Annotated in this window: 11 protein-coding genes; 3 read left to right on the forward strand and 8 right to left on the reverse strand. The window is 54.4% G+C overall.

Translation table 11 applies throughout. From position 1 onward, the window contains the following. The first annotated feature begins 85 nt into the window (after positions 1–85). Both fdhF and yjcO read left to right on the forward strand, forming a co-directional pair. Entirely contained in the window at positions 86–2,233 is a 2,148-nt protein-coding gene (gene fdhF / locus ACE15A_RS02640) for a formate dehydrogenase subunit alpha (protein WP_077910253.1), read from the forward strand. A gap of 207 nt (positions 2,234–2,440) precedes the next feature. After that, positions 2,441–3,130, forward strand: coding sequence for a Sel1 family TPR-like repeat protein YjcO (yjcO, locus tag ACE15A_RS02645; protein ID WP_023249500.1), 690 nt, complete (start codon positions 2,441–2,443; stop codon positions 3,128–3,130). Positions 3,131–3,176: 46 nt separating this feature from the next. Here the strand turns inward: yjcO and gltP are convergent, their stop codons facing one another. The 8 genes from gltP to nrfA all read right to left on the reverse strand — a co-directional run bounded on the left by gltP (position 3,177) and on the right by nrfA (position 11,302). Then, the gene (gene gltP / locus ACE15A_RS02650; RefSeq protein WP_000793278.1) at positions 3,177–4,487 is read right to left on the reverse strand and encodes a glutamate/aspartate:proton symporter GltP; all 1,311 of its coding nucleotides are present in this window, start codon (positions 4,485–4,487) and stop codon (positions 3,177–3,179) included. A 344-nt stretch (positions 4,488–4,831) separates the two neighbouring features. Further along, entirely contained in the window at positions 4,832–5,398 is a 567-nt protein-coding gene (nrfG, locus tag ACE15A_RS02655) for a heme lyase NrfEFG subunit NrfG (protein WP_380913806.1), read from the reverse strand. After that, entirely contained in the window at positions 5,319–5,909 is a 591-nt protein-coding gene (gene nrfF, locus ACE15A_RS02660; RefSeq protein ID WP_380912570.1) for a heme lyase NrfEFG subunit NrfF, read from the reverse strand. Before nrfF ends, nrfG begins: the two co-directional genes overlap by 80 nt. Further along, on the reverse strand, positions 5,902–7,638 hold the full coding sequence (locus tag ACE15A_RS02665) for a heme lyase CcmF/NrfE family subunit (protein WP_053509197.1): 1,737 nt from the start codon (positions 7,636–7,638) through the stop codon (positions 5,902–5,904). Before ACE15A_RS02665 ends, nrfF begins: the two co-directional genes overlap by 8 nt. Continuing rightward, positions 7,631–8,587: a cytochrome c nitrite reductase subunit NrfD gene (nrfD, locus tag ACE15A_RS02670; protein WP_023249496.1), complete on the reverse strand. Its 957-nt coding sequence runs from the start codon at positions 8,585–8,587 to the stop codon at positions 7,631–7,633. The genes ACE15A_RS02665 and nrfD overlap by 8 nt, the downstream gene beginning before the upstream one ends. Continuing rightward, entirely contained in the window at positions 8,584–9,255 is a 672-nt protein-coding gene (gene nrfC, locus ACE15A_RS02675) for a cytochrome c nitrite reductase Fe-S protein (protein WP_023249495.1), read from the reverse strand. The genes nrfD and nrfC overlap by 4 nt, the downstream gene beginning before the upstream one ends. Then, the gene (nrfB, locus tag ACE15A_RS02680; RefSeq protein WP_023249494.1) at positions 9,252–9,821 is read right to left on the reverse strand and encodes a cytochrome c nitrite reductase pentaheme subunit; all 570 of its coding nucleotides are present in this window, start codon (positions 9,819–9,821) and stop codon (positions 9,252–9,254) included. Before nrfB ends, nrfC begins: the two co-directional genes overlap by 4 nt. A gap of 44 nt (positions 9,822–9,865) precedes the next feature. Then, on the reverse strand, positions 9,866–11,302 hold the full coding sequence (gene nrfA, locus ACE15A_RS02685) for an ammonia-forming nitrite reductase cytochrome c552 subunit (RefSeq protein ID WP_129382349.1): 1,437 nt from the start codon (positions 11,300–11,302) through the stop codon (positions 9,866–9,868). Between the two features lie 432 nt (positions 11,303–11,734). On the opposite strand from nrfA, the gene acs reads away from it, so the two are divergent. Then, complete coding sequence (acs, locus tag ACE15A_RS02690) at positions 11,735–13,693, forward strand: acetate--CoA ligase (protein ID WP_023249492.1); 1,959 nt, start codon at positions 11,735–11,737, stop codon at positions 13,691–13,693. Positions 13,694–13,776 lie beyond the last annotated feature (83 nt).

The raw sequence follows: 13,776 nt of genomic DNA on the forward strand, positions 1-13,776 counted from the left end.
AAGTCCACACTAAAAAAGTGGCATAAAACATGCATACTGAGGGCGACAGCGCGTATGCGCGATTTGATTAACTGGAGCGAAACCGATGAAAAAAGTCGTCACGGTTTGCCCGTATTGCGCATCAGGTTGCAAAATCAACCTGGTGGTCGATAACGGCAAAATCGTCCGGGCTGAGGCGGCGCAGGGGAAAACCAACCAGGGTACCCTGTGTCTGAAGGGCTACTACGGCTGGGATTTTATTAATGATACCCAGATCCTGACCCCGCGCCTGAAAACCCCAATGATCCGTCGCCAGCGTGGCGGCAAACTGGAATCTGTTTCCTGGGATGAAGCGCTCAATTACGTCGCTGAACGTTTGAGCGCCATCAAAGCGAAGTACGGTCCGGATGCAATCCAGACGACCGGCTCCTCTCGCGGTACCGGAAATGAAACCAACTATGTAATGCAAAAATTCGCGCGCGCCGTTATTGGTACCAATAACGTTGACTGCTGCGCTCGCGTCTGACACGGCCCATCGGTTGCAGGTCTGCACCAATCGGTCGGTAACGGCGCAATGAGTAATGCGATTAACGAAATTGATAACACCGATTTAGTGTTCGTCTTCGGGTATAACCCGGCGGATTCCCACCCTATCGTGGCGAATCACGTGATTAACGCTAAACGCAACGGGGCGAAAATTATCGTCTGCGATCCGCGAAAAATTGAAACCGCGCGCATCGCTGACATGCATATCGCGTTGAAAAACGGCTCGAATATCGCGCTGCTCAACGCCATGGGTCATGTCATTATTGAAGAAAACCTGTACGACAAAGCGTTTGTCGCCAGCCGTACCGAAGGTTTTGAAGAGTACCGTAAGATTGTCGAAGGCTATACGCCGGAGTCCGTCGAAGAGATTACTGGCGTGAGCGCACAGGAAATTCGTCAGGCGGCGCGGATGTATGCCAGCGCGAAAAGCGCGGCGATCTTGTGGGGTATGGGCGTCACCCAGTTCTATCAGGGTGTGGAAACCGTGCGTTCACTGACCAGCCTCGCGATGCTGACCGGCAACCTCGGCAAACCAAGCGCGGGCGTTAACCCGGTTCGCGGCCAGAACAACGTTCAGGGCGCGTGCGATATGGGCGCGTTGCCGGATACGTATCCGGGCTACCAGTACGTTAAGTTCCCGGAAAATCGTGAGAAATTCGCTAAAGCCTGGGGCGTAGAAAGTCTGCCTGCGCATACCGGCTATCGCATCAGCGAGCTGCCGCACCGTGCGGCGCATGGCGAAGTACGCGCGGCGTACATTATGGGTGAAGATCCGCTGCAAACCGATGCGGAGCTCTCTGCGGTACGTAAAGCGTTTGAAGATCTGGAACTGGTCATCGTGCAGGACATCTTCATGACCAAAACCGCGTCGGCGGCGGATGTGATTTTACCGTCTACCTCGTGGGGCGAGCATGAAGGCGTCTTCTCGGCGGCTGACCGTGGTTTCCAGCGCTTCTTTAAAGCCGTTGAGCCTAAGTGGGATCTGAAAACCGACTGGCAGATTATCAGTGAGATCGCCACCCGGATGGGCTATCCGATGCACTACAACAACACCCAGGAGATCTGGGATGAGTTGCGTCATCTGTGCCCGGATTTCTACGGGGCCACTTACGAGAAAATGGGTGAACTGGGCTATATCCAGTGGCCATGCCGTGACACCTCGGATGCCGATCAGGGAACCTCGTACCTCTTTAAAGAGAAGTTCGATACCCCCAACGGTCTGGCGCAGTTCTTCACCTGCGACTGGGTAGCACCTATCGATAAACTCACCGAAGAGTACCCGATGGTACTGTCGACGGTGCGCGAAGTCGGCCACTACTCCTGCCGTTCGATGACCGGTAACTGTGCAGCGCTGGCCGCGCTGGCGGACGAACCGGGCTATGCGCAAATCAATACCGCCGACGCCGCGCGTCTGGGCATTGAAGATGAAGCGCTGGTGTGGGTTCATTCGCGCAAAGGCAAAATCATCACCCGCGCGCAGGTCAGCGATCGCCCGAACAAAGGGGCGATTTACATGACCTACCAGTGGTGGATTGGCGCCTGTAACGAGCTGGTGACTGAAAACCTAAGCCCGATTACGAAAACGCCGGAGTACAAATACTGCGCCGTACGCGTTGAGCCGATCGCCGATCAGCGAGCCGCCGAGCAGTATGTGATTGATGAGTACAACAAGCTGAAAACCCGCCTGCGCGAAAGCGCAATGGGGTGATGAGAATTGCCTGATGGCGCTACGCCTTATCAGGCTTACCGACGAACATCTCACTGTAGGTCGGATAGGTGGCATCTGGCATTAACATTGAAAACAGCCTCGTTCTGGACTGACCCCATAAAGTTGGACAGTCCATTCCAAGAGGCTGTTTTTTTATCCATACGATCTCTTTATACTGTCTTTTCCGTACCCTAAATAAAATTCAAAATGAAACCACTTCTTGCATTGATGTTGTTTATGACATTCTTTGCCCATGCCGCAGATCCTGAGCCAGGTAGCCAGTATTTGCAGGCAGCAGAGGCAGGTGACAGACGCGCACAATATTTTCTGGCCGACAGTTGGTTGAGCTATGGCGATTTGAACAAAGCCGAATACTGGGCGCAAAAAGCCGCCGACAATGGCGATGCTGACGCCTGCGCATTACTGGCGCAAATCAAAATCACTAATCCGGTAAGCCTGGATTATCCCGACGCGAAAAAGCTGGCTGAAAAGGCGGTAAATGCGGGCAGTAAAACGGGGGAAATTACGCTGGCGCGGATCCTGGTCAACACTCAGGCAGGACGCCCGGACTACCCAAAAGCCATCTCGCTGCTGCAAAACGCCTCTGAAGATCTGGATAACGACTCCGCGGTGGATGCGCAAATGTTGCTTGGCCTGATTTACGCCAACGGCGTGGGCATTGCCGCCGATGATGAAAAAGCCGCCTGGTATTTCAAACGCAGTTCCGCCATTTCCCGTACCGGCTATTCAGAATACTGGGCGGGAATGATGTTTTTAAACGGTGAACCGGGCTTTATTGAAAAGAACAAGCAGAAGGCGCTGCACTGGTTGAATCAAAGCTGTCTGGAAGGGTTTGATACCGGTTGCGAAGAGTTCGAAACGCTAACGAATGGTTGATGTTTACTGCCGGATGGCGGACTGCCATCCGACGCTCTACCACCCATTACTGGGCGGTCTTATCAAATTTCCCCAGCACATCGCGCTCGTAGGCCAGCGCTTTTTTGCGGTCAAACTTGTGTTCCCACTTGGCAATCACCAGCACCGCCAGCGCATTGCCCACCACATTTAGCGCAGTACGCGCCATGTCGAGGATACGGTCAACACCGGCGATAAACGCCAGCCCTTCCAGCGGAATGCCCACGCTGCCCAGCGTCGCCAGTAACACCACGAAGGAAACGCCCGGCACGCCGGCAATCCCTTTCGACGTCACCATCAGCGTCAGCACCAGTACAATTTCCTGCCACAGCGACAGGTCGATACCGTATAGCTGCGCGATAAAAATGGCGGCGATGCTCTGGTATAACGTGGAGCCGTCGAGGTTAAATGAGTAACCGGTCGGCACCACGAAGCTGGTGATAGAGGCTGGCGCGCCGTAAGCCTCCATCTTCTCGATAATGCGCGGCAGCACGCTCTCGGAGCTGGCGGTCGAGTACGCCAGAATCAATTCATCTTTCAGAATGCGAATCAGAATCCAGATACTTAACCCACACAGGCGCGCCACGATGCCCAGCACCACCAGCGCAAAGAAGATAATGGCAAAGTGTACCAGCAGCACCAGTTTCGCCAGCGGCCACAGCGACGCGAAACCAAAATTCGCTACCGTGACGGCGATCAGCGCAAAAACGCCCACTGGCGCATAGCGCATCACCATATGAGTGACTTTAAACATGGTCTCAGAGATGGAACGAAATACCGTCACCAGCGGTTCGCGATGCGTTGCCGGCAGGGACGATAACCCCAGCCCAAACAGGACCGAGAAAAAGATAATCGGCAGCATATCCCCTTTGGCCATCGATGCGATGATATTAGTCGGCACCAGCGACAGTATCGTCCCCATCAGCCCATGCGCATGGCTTTGTACTTCCGCCGTGGTGTTCTGGTATTTCGAAATATCGACGGTCGCCAGTTGCGACATATCAATGCCTGAGCCTGGCTGAAAGACATTCGCCAGCGTAATGCCGAGGATAATCGCCACCGTGGTGATCAGTTCAAAATAGAGAATGGTTTTTGCGCCGATACGGCCTAGCTGTTTCGCATCGCCAACGCCAGCGATGCCGACAATCAGAGTCGAGATCACGATCGGCACGACGATCATTTTAATCAGATGGATAAAGATATCACCGGCAGGCGACAACAGATTGGCAATCAGCCATTCACGGCTGTCACTGTGATAATGCAGATAGCTGCCCAGCAGAATGCCCAGCACCATAGCCAGCAAAATTTGCCAGGCCAGGCTGACTTTCAAATTTTTCATAACAACAGACTTCCTCGATGAAGCGTTGCTCTCCGCCGAAAGCATGAGAGCAATACATACTGAAAGGGTATGATTTGTGTTGCGTTGGTTTGTAGAGTTTTTTAACGCGCATAATCAGTATCATTTGCATAGCGTCTTGCGCAACCCTTTCATAACAGGGCTTTTGGCTACTTTTATGCATAATAACGCGAGTTTATGGCGTTAATGATGAATAACTATTTGTTATGGAAAGTTTTTTATTTCGACAAAAACGAATAATACACTGAGGTAATTAATTTTTATCCGTGACTCATTCGCCGTTTTTTTAAACAGCGCACACGACGCAAATCACAAAAAAGAAAAAATTATTTCGGCCGGTTTTGTAACAATTTTGCCAAATTAATGGCCTCTACCAGTTGCGCGCGGTTCACTCGCGGCGAGTTTGCATCCAGTAAGGTCTGCCACAGCGACACGGCTCGCGCATAATCCGCCTGCATAAACGCATCCGCCGCCAGCAGCATCTGCGCGGTCACTTCTGTCGCATCCAGCGCTAACGCTTTGTTAATCATTTCACGAGTCGCAGGCGTCATATGTTGCCCGGACTGGTAATACAGCACCGTTGCCAGCGCGGCGAAAAGCTGCGCGTTATCTCCTCGCAGACGCAACGCCTGACGATATGCCAGCAGCGCATTGTCATACGCATTGCGATAGAGATAATACTCGCCCAGTCGCGCCCATTGCTCGCTATCCTGCGGATTGGCGCGGATTTTTTCTTGCAGCCTGGAAAGCTGCGCCTCTGGCGTTTGCGGGTTTGTAAAGTCACGTAGCGGATCGGCCAGACGCTGTTGCTCGCTACGCACAGCCTGCCATTTCGGCGTCAACATATAGCCGCCGATACAGGCCGCCACCATCAACACCGCCGCAGCCGCCAGACGCTTTACGGGTAGCGGGCGTAATGGCGTCGTGACGTTCGCTGGCAAACTCATGTTTCCTCCTTCTCTGTACGCTGACAAATGCCGACTCGCCAGAGAATAATACCCACAGCAACAACAGTAGACACGGCAGCGCCCATAGCAGAAGCGTTTGCGCGGTCAGCGGCGGATCGTAGCGAACAAAATCGCCGTAACGCCGGGTCATCCAGGCGGTAATCTCCGCTTCATCTTTACCTTCCGCCACCATGGTATAGACCTGATGGCGCATACTGACCGCGACCGGCGCATTGGATTCCAGTAAATTTTGATTCTGACACTGCGGGCAGCGTAGCTGGCTGGCAACGCGCAGGGCTTTTTCCTGCTGTTGCGTGTTTTCGAAGCGCCAGGTGTCCACCACCTGAGCATGGGCAGTGAAAGCGAAGAAAAACAAGACACAGATGAAAAGTAAACGCGTTTTGCCGGATAAGGCATCCGCGACGCCATCCGGCAACGCTGTGATTAACTTACACATCACGTCTCCTCCCTCGCCAGCCGCTCAGCAATGCCCCGACGATCATCATCAGCCCGCCGCCCCAGACCCAACGGACGCCAGTCTGCACATAAAAACGCATAGCATACCGCTCCTCTCCCGTTTTCTCGCCCATCACCGCATACCAGTCATGTAGCAGGTTCCAGTGAATCCCCGGCTCCATCATTTGCTGGCGCCGCGCGACATAAAAGCGCCGTTCCGGCACAAGGCGACCAATCACCTGGTCATCTTTCGAAAGGGTAATCAGCGCTTTCTCGGTGGTGTAATTTCCGTGAGCAGCCAGATCCAGACGCTCGAAACGAAAGGTATAGCCCGCCAGTACCACCTGCTGACCGGGGCTGAGGTTAAGGCTGATCTCATGTCGACTGACGCTGGAAACCATAATCCCGGCGGCGAAGATAAATACGCCCGTATGCGCCAGCAACGCCGGAAGCTGACGATGCAGAGAACGTGTCCGGCGGCTTACCGTCGCAAGCACGATAACCACCAGCATCAGCAGGCCAAACGGCAGCGTGACGCGATTAAAATAGGGCGCGCCCACCGAAAGCCTTCCCCAGCCCATCAAACCATAAATCATGGGGTAGAGCGTCCCGACCAGTACGATCAACAAGACGGCGCTAAAGAGCAGCAGCGTCGCCAGAATGAACGTTTCGCGCGATCCGCCGCCCAAACGTGTCGCCGGATACTGCTCCCGCGCCCGCCAGCCGTACAGACCAAGCGATGCCAGACTTAACGCGGCAAAAAGGGTAAACAGCGGCACCGCGCGCACGTTATCTAACGCAAAAGCATGGACGGAAATCAGAATGCCGGAACGCACAATCAGCGTTCCCAGCAGCGAGAGGATCAACGTCAGTATCGCCAGCAGCAACGACCAGTGACGGAAGCTCCCGCGCTGGCGGCTGACATACAGGCTGTGCAGCAACGCGCTGGCGGCAAGCCACGGCAGCAAAGAGGCATTTTCCACCGGGTCCCAGAACCACCAGCCGCCCCAGACCAGTTCGCAATACGCCCACCACGATCCGAGAATGATACCCAGCGTCAGAGCGCACCAGCCGGGTAACGCCCAGCGCCAGCAAACCCAGGCGGTTGCCGCGTTAAAGCCGCCATACAGTAGCGAGGCCAGTGCTACGCTCGCCGCGGTCATCAGTCCGCCATAACCCAGATAGAGCAGCGGCGGATGTAAGATCAGCCCCAGATGTTGCAGCATGGGATTAAGGTCTCGCCCTTCAATGGCGGGAGGAAAAATACGCAGAAACGGATCGGACCACAGCATGATAAACAGCAGCAACGAGGCCATAATGAGGGACAAGATGCTCAGGGTCAGTGGAAAAAGCGCGTCAAATTCATGCCGGGTGCGCCAGGCGAATAGCGCCGTCCACCCCGAAAGAAGCAGCGCCCACAGCAGGAGCGAGCCTTCATGGCCGCCCCATACCGCCGCCAGTTTAAGTCCCCATGACAACTGACTATGGCTATGCTGCGCAACATAAACGACCGAAAAGTCGCTGGTCAGAAAACAGCTAACCAGAATCGCAAACGCCAGTAGCAGCAGCGTGAATGCCGTCCACGCGCCGCAGGTCGTCAGGCGCATGACGCCACACCAATGCTGACCAATCCCATACCACGTCGCCAGCGGGGTCAACACGTTGACCCCGAGACTCAACAACAGCGCCAGAAATCCGGCTTCAGGAAGGAAGATGTCCAGATTATGCAACCGTTAGCTGTCCCGCATAAAGAATGAAAAAGCGCAGCAGCAGCACACCGGTCAAACTGGCACCGCAAACGGCCAACACGCCGTGAAACGTTACGCTACGGTTTGCCCACGGTTTCAGCAGCATCGGGATAATCAATCCCAGTCCTACGACGCCAAGCCAGAACCACCAGCTCCAGAATCCGCCGCCCAACGCGGCTGCCAGCGCCCGCATTTTGCCGTCATCACCCAGCGCCAGCCCAATAAAAAAGGCCGCCAACAGGAAGATTTCCAGCCACACCACCGGGGTTTCCATGCGGTGTACAAAGCGCGCCTCGGTGCTGTGCGGATTGCTGTTATGGCGTAACGCCATCGCGATCAGCGCTACCGCCGCGCCGGAGGATATGCCGGAGAACAGAAACAACGCCGGCAGGATCGGGTTATTGAGGAACGGATAGGATTTCAGCGCCGACAGCAGAAAGCCGGTATACGCGCCGAGCAGTACCGCCAGTACCAGCATCACGGTCTCAAGGGCGCGATGGAGCGGCGTCAGCAGGGTTAACACGCTTTGCACCAGGCCCAGCCGCGGTAGCCAGCGCTGTTGGAGGGCAATAACCTCTTTTTCAAAGATTTTCGCCAACCACAGTATCAGTACCACCATATAGAGCTGGAACAGCATCACGCCCATCGACATCACCGAGGTAAAGCTGTAGTGAAACATCAGTTTCCAGAAGGTCCACGGGCGCGTCAGGTGGAAGACCAGAATCAGCAGGCCAAGAATAATCGCCCCGGGTCCGACGACCAGTGTAGTGCGCAATAAGGTACTGTCTGCCCCGCCGGCTTGTGGATGGAAGCGGCGCAGTAGAATAGCCAGCGTGACCAGCCCGGCGGAAATACCAATCAGAAACAAATAGATGGCAATGGGCCAGTCCCAGACCAGCGAGTCAAAATGAAATGCAGACGCGTTTGTCATTGGCTCACCTCCCCATAGTTAAAGGGAACGCGATAAACCTTCGGTTTCGTCCCCAGCGCCAGCTTGTAGCGATAAGTCGGTTTCTCGCGCAGCAGACGGGAGATCTCACTATCAGGATCGTCCAGATTGCCGAAGGTCAGGGCTTTAGTTGGACAGGATTCGACGCAGGCAGGCAACCGGCCCTCTTTTAGCCGGGTTTTCCGGCAAAAATCGCACTTATCCGCCGTCTTACTGACCGGATGGATAAAGCGCACGCGGTAGGGACACGCGGCGATACAATACTGGCAGCCGACGCAAAGGTCCGGGTTCACATCGACAATACCGCTGGCGGCATCGCGGAATGATGCGCCGGTCGGGCAGACGTCAACGCAGGGCGCATGGTCGCAGTGCTGGCATGAGTGACGAAAGAAACGGTACTTCACCTCCGGAAACGTTCCCAGCGGCTCGCTGCGGATAATGGTCAGTCGCGATACGCCCTCCGGTACTTGATTCACTTCCCGACAGGCATCCATACAGGCGGTACAGCCGATGCATAGCGATTCGTCATGCACCATGCCATAACGCACGCCGTTAATATTCAACGTGTTCGCTACAACGCGTCCTGCCATCCCGCTGACCGCCGCCAGCGCGCCGACGCGGGTAATAAATTGACGTCGGGTGCAACTCATGGCTGCTCCTTAAGCAACGGAACGGACGCCGGATTAAAGTGCGGATTAGTACGCTGATCGCTGTGGCAATCCACGCATATTTTGATCCGCCCTTTCTCACTTAGCGTCTGCATCGTATCTTGCTGCGGATGCAGGGAGTGGCAACTGGCGCAGGCCACTTTAGTGACATGAACATCGTGCGGCCAGAACGCTTTTTGCAGTTGTTCAGGCAGATGGCAGGACATACAGACGCTGTTCTGTTGCTCCACCGTATACATCGGGTCGTTAAAACGCATTACATCTTTCACCCCTTCACGGTGGTGAAGCGACGGCTGACCGTGGCAGTTGGTACAGGTTACCGGCAATTTGTTGTTCGGGTTGATAACGCCCGTATGTTTACCGTGCATACCTTCGGTCTCCGGTTTGTGACAGTCCAGACAGGCAGCATCCGGATTACGCTGCTGGGTGACCGTCCAGCGTTGTTCAGGTTGCTGGGCGGTGGCGGGGGCGGCAGTTATCCCATTCAGGCTCCAGAACAGGCCTGACGCCAGCACCCCGGCAGTTAATAACGAACGTAATACGCTCATATTCACTCCATTACGTTATCCGCCCCTTGCGAGGCGGAGAGGGGTTATTGGCTTAACAGACCGTTTTTACGCGCCTGATCTTCCCACTGCGGTACAACCGTTTTCAGGAAGTCCTGCTTCTCGGCGTTGATTTGTTGCATATTCAAACCAATCGCTTTCTGCGCCTTCTCTTTCGTCGAAATATCCGGCAGCGGGATTTCATGGGTAATGCCTTTGGTTGCCAGCAGTCGCGCCAGTTTAGTGCGGGCATCCGCGGCTTTATCCATCGCGCTGCCTAACATCCGTAGACCTTCTTCCGGAGCATGCATATGAATACCGTGTGACGCAATCGCCAGATCCCAACGCCACTGCGCGTGGCGAATATCGTTCAGAATCGGTTTCATTTCCGCGTCTGTCGCCCCCGCATCCCATGCGGCTTTCGCTTCGAAGTGGGCATGAACCAGCTGATCTTCTACTTTGATTTTCAGATCGTGAATCGCCTGCTTGCGTTCGGCCACCACGTTTTGCAGCGTGGCTTTATCCTGGGTATGGCAGTTGGCGCAGGTTTGGGCGAAATTGTCGAACGGGTTGCCGATTTTATGGTCGGTGTAGAGCTTGCCTTCGGCGTTCTGTACTTTCGGCATGTGGTAGTCGATACAGGTCACGTTATTCTTACCGTGAATGCCCGCGCTCCAGGTTTCATATTCCGGGTGCTGCGCTTTGAGCATTGGCGTTTTCGACAACGAGTTTGTCCAGTCGGAGAAAGCGATGGCGTCGTAATATTTCTCCATATTTTCGACCTTCATGCCTTCGTCCCACGGGAATTTAACGGCTTTATTTTTACCCTCAAAGTAGTACTCAACATGGCACTGTCCACAGACCATCGATTGCTGATCAAACCGTCCCGCTTTATCAAACGGTTTGCCGATAGCCTCCATCGCCCGTTCGGCATAGGGACGTGACAACGTTAACGCGGGTTTCCCCTGGGCGAAATCGTCCGAAGCGGTGTTATGGCAGTCGGCACAGCCCAAATCGTTGACAATTTCCGGGCCACCGCGCGCCCATTTGCCATGAAAGTAGCCGTCTTCGCCCTCTTGCTGGATAAGGCGCGCGACATCAGGGCTTTTACAGCTCCAGCAGGCCATTGGCAGCGGGCCGTCTTCCGCCGTTTTTGGCGCGCCGGTACGCAGCGTTTCGCGCACGTCAGTTACCGCATACGCGTGGCCGCGTGGTTTGTTGTAATCACGGGAGAAGGGATATCCCGCCCACAAGATCACCAGACGAGGGTCTTCCGCCAGCGCATCTTCACGGGCAGACTGTTCTGACGTCGCTTTCCATGACTGATATTGGTCGGGGTGTTGAGGCGCGAACGTTTCATTTTTCGCTTCAACAGTAACGGTTTTTGCAGATACAGGCGTTTGCTCAGCGTAAACAGAGGTAATGAAGAAAAAAGGAAATATAAGGCTGAAGAAACGGCGTGCGCGTAGTGTTTTCCTTGCCATAGAGGTCTCATCCAGATTGCGCCATTATCTTTAATGGCGATTTTTTATCGTTTTCCATAACAGCAACCGCACAAATACTGTTATTACATTGCTCCCCTCTATGTGTAACAAATAACCACACTTAAAATGTTGTCTTTAATCAATTGTAAGTGTATGTAAAATACCACTTTAGAGTTAGTAGCCTGGACAAAACTCCCTCTCTTTTGTGATTTCCGGACACGGATCACTTTTTAAAAAAAATTTCATATAACGTCATGTTATCCCGAAAATTTATCTAATTTTGCGGGACACAATCAAAAAAAACATTGCTGCTTATTTGCACAGTTCCCTTTTTGCGTGATCTGTCGCCCAAATACTAAACAAAACTTATTAAGACCCTACATTTAACGTTTATGCGACATATTATTAACATCTTACAAGGAGAACAACAGCATGAGCCAAACACATAAACACGCCATTCCCGCCAATGTTGCGGATCGTTGCCTGATAAATCCAGAGCAGTATGAGACTAAATATAAACAGTCTATTAACGACCCCAATACGTTTTGGGGCGAACAGGGAAAAATTCTCGACTGGATCACCCCGTACCAAAAAGTGAAAAACACCTCCTTTGCGCCAGGCAATGTGTCGATTAAATGGTACGAGGACGGCACGCTGAATCTGGCGGCGAACTGTCTTGACCGCCATTTGCAGGAAAATGGCGATCGCACCGCCATTATCTGGGAAGGCGATGACGCGTCGCAGAGTAAACATATCTCTTATCGCGAACTGCATCGCGATGTCTGCCGTTTCGCGAATACGCTGCTGGATCTGGGCATTAAAAAAGGCGATGTGGTGGCGATTTATATGCCGATGGTGCCGGAAGCGGCGGTGGCAATGTTGGCCTGCGCCCGCATCGGCGCGGTGCATTCGGTGATCTTCGGGGGGTTCTCGCCAGAAGCCGTCGCCGGACGCATTATCGACTCCAGCTCGCGACTGGTGATCACCGCTGACGAAGGTGTACGCGCCGGACGCAGTATCCCGCTGAAAAAGAATGTCGATGACGCGCTGAAAAACCCGAATGTCACTAGCGTTGAGCATGTGATCGTCCTGAAGCGCACCGGCGGCAACATTGACTGGCAAGAAGACCGCGACCTGTGGTGGCGCGATCTGATTGAAAAAGCCAGCCCTGAACACCAGCCTGAAGCGATGAATGCCGAAGATCCGCTGTTTATCCTTTATACCTCCGGCTCCACCGGCAAGCCGAAAGGCGTGCTGCACACCACCGGCGGCTATCTGGTCTACGCCGCGACCACCTTTAAGTATGTCTTTGATTATCACCCTGGCGATATTTACTGGTGTACCGCCGATGTGGGTTGGGTGACGGGGCACAGCTATCTGTTGTATGGTCCTCTGGCCTGCGGCGCGACCACCTTAATGTTTGAAGGCGTGCCGAATTGGCCGACGCCCGCTCGCATGTGCCAGGTGGTCGACAAACACCAGGTCAACATTCTCTATACCGCTCCGACGGCAATCCGCGCGCTGATGGCGGAAGGCGATAAAGCCATTGAAGGCACCGACCGTTCTTCACTACGCATTCTGGGTTCCGTCGGCGAGCCGATCAACCCCGAAGCGTGGGAATGGTACTGGAAGAAGATCGGCAAGGAAAAATGCCCGGTCGTCGACACCTGGTGGCAGACTGAAACAGGCGGTTTTATGATCACGCCGCTACCAGGCGCTACCGAATTGAAAGCCGGTTCCGCCACCCGTCCTTTCTTTGGCGTACAGCCTGCGCTGGTGGATAACGAAGGCCATCCGCAAGAAGGCGCGACGGAAGGCAATCTGGTCATCACCGATTCCTGGCCGGGCCAGGCGCGCACTCTGTTCGGCGATCATGAACGTTTTGAGCAAACCTATTTCTCTACCTTTAAGAATATGTATTTCAGCGGCGACGGCGCGCGTCGCGATGAAGACGGCTATTACTGGATCACCGGTCGCGTGGATGACGTGTTAAACGTCTCCGGCCACCGTCTGGGTACGGCGGAAATCGAGTCGGCGCTGGTGGCGCATCCGAAGATCGCCGAAGCGGCGGTGGTGGGTATTCCACACACTATCAAAGGTCAGGCAATTTACGCTTATGTGACGCTCAACCACGGCGAGGAGCCGTCGCCAGAACTGTACGCGGAGGTGCGCAACTGGGTACGTAAAGAGATTGGCCCGCTGGCGACGCCGGACGTGCTGCACTGGACCGACTCACTGCCAAAAACCCGTTCCGGCAAAATTATGCGCCGTATTTTGCGCAAAATCGCGGCGGGCGATACCAGCAATCTGGGCGATACCTCGACTCTCGCCGATCCTGGCGTGGTAGAGAAACTGCTCGAAGAGAAGCAGGCCATCGCGATGCCGTCATAACCATAAATGCCGGATGGCAACGCGAAAGCGTTTTATCCGGCCTACGACCCTACCCCTGCCCTCTCTCAAACCGGGAGAGGGAA

The sequence above is a fragment of the Salmonella sp. HY31 genome (genome assembly GCF_042604575.1).
GTDB classification, from domain to species: Bacteria; Pseudomonadota; Gammaproteobacteria; order Enterobacterales; family Enterobacteriaceae; genus Salmonella; species Salmonella diarizonae.

Bases quoted from the DNA above. Each gene is read 5' to 3' on its own strand.
- yjcO (WP_023249500.1), top strand. From the start codon at position 2,441: ATGAAACCACTTCTTGCATTGATGTTGTTTATGACATTCTTTGCCCAT.
- nrfC (WP_023249495.1), bottom strand. From the start codon at position 9,255: ATGAGTTGCACCCGACGTCAATTTATTACCCGCGTCGGCGCGCTGGCG.
- nrfD (WP_023249496.1), bottom strand. From the start codon at position 8,587: ATGACAAACGCGTCTGCATTTCATTTTGACTCGCTGGTCTGGGACTGG.
- gltP (WP_000793278.1), bottom strand. From the start codon at position 4,487: ATGAAAAATTTGAAAGTCAGCCTGGCCTGGCAAATTTTGCTGGCTATG.
- nrfA (WP_129382349.1), bottom strand. From the start codon at position 11,302: ATGGCAAGGAAAACACTACGCGCACGCCGTTTCTTCAGCCTTATATTT.
- nrfB (WP_023249494.1), bottom strand. From the start codon at position 9,821: ATGAGCGTATTACGTTCGTTATTAACTGCCGGGGTGCTGGCGTCAGGC.
- acs (WP_023249492.1), top strand. From the start codon at position 11,735: ATGAGCCAAACACATAAACACGCCATTCCCGCCAATGTTGCGGATCGT.
- nrfF (WP_380912570.1), bottom strand. From the start codon at position 5,909: ATGTGTAAGTTAATCACAGCGTTGCCGGATGGCGTCGCGGATGCCTTA.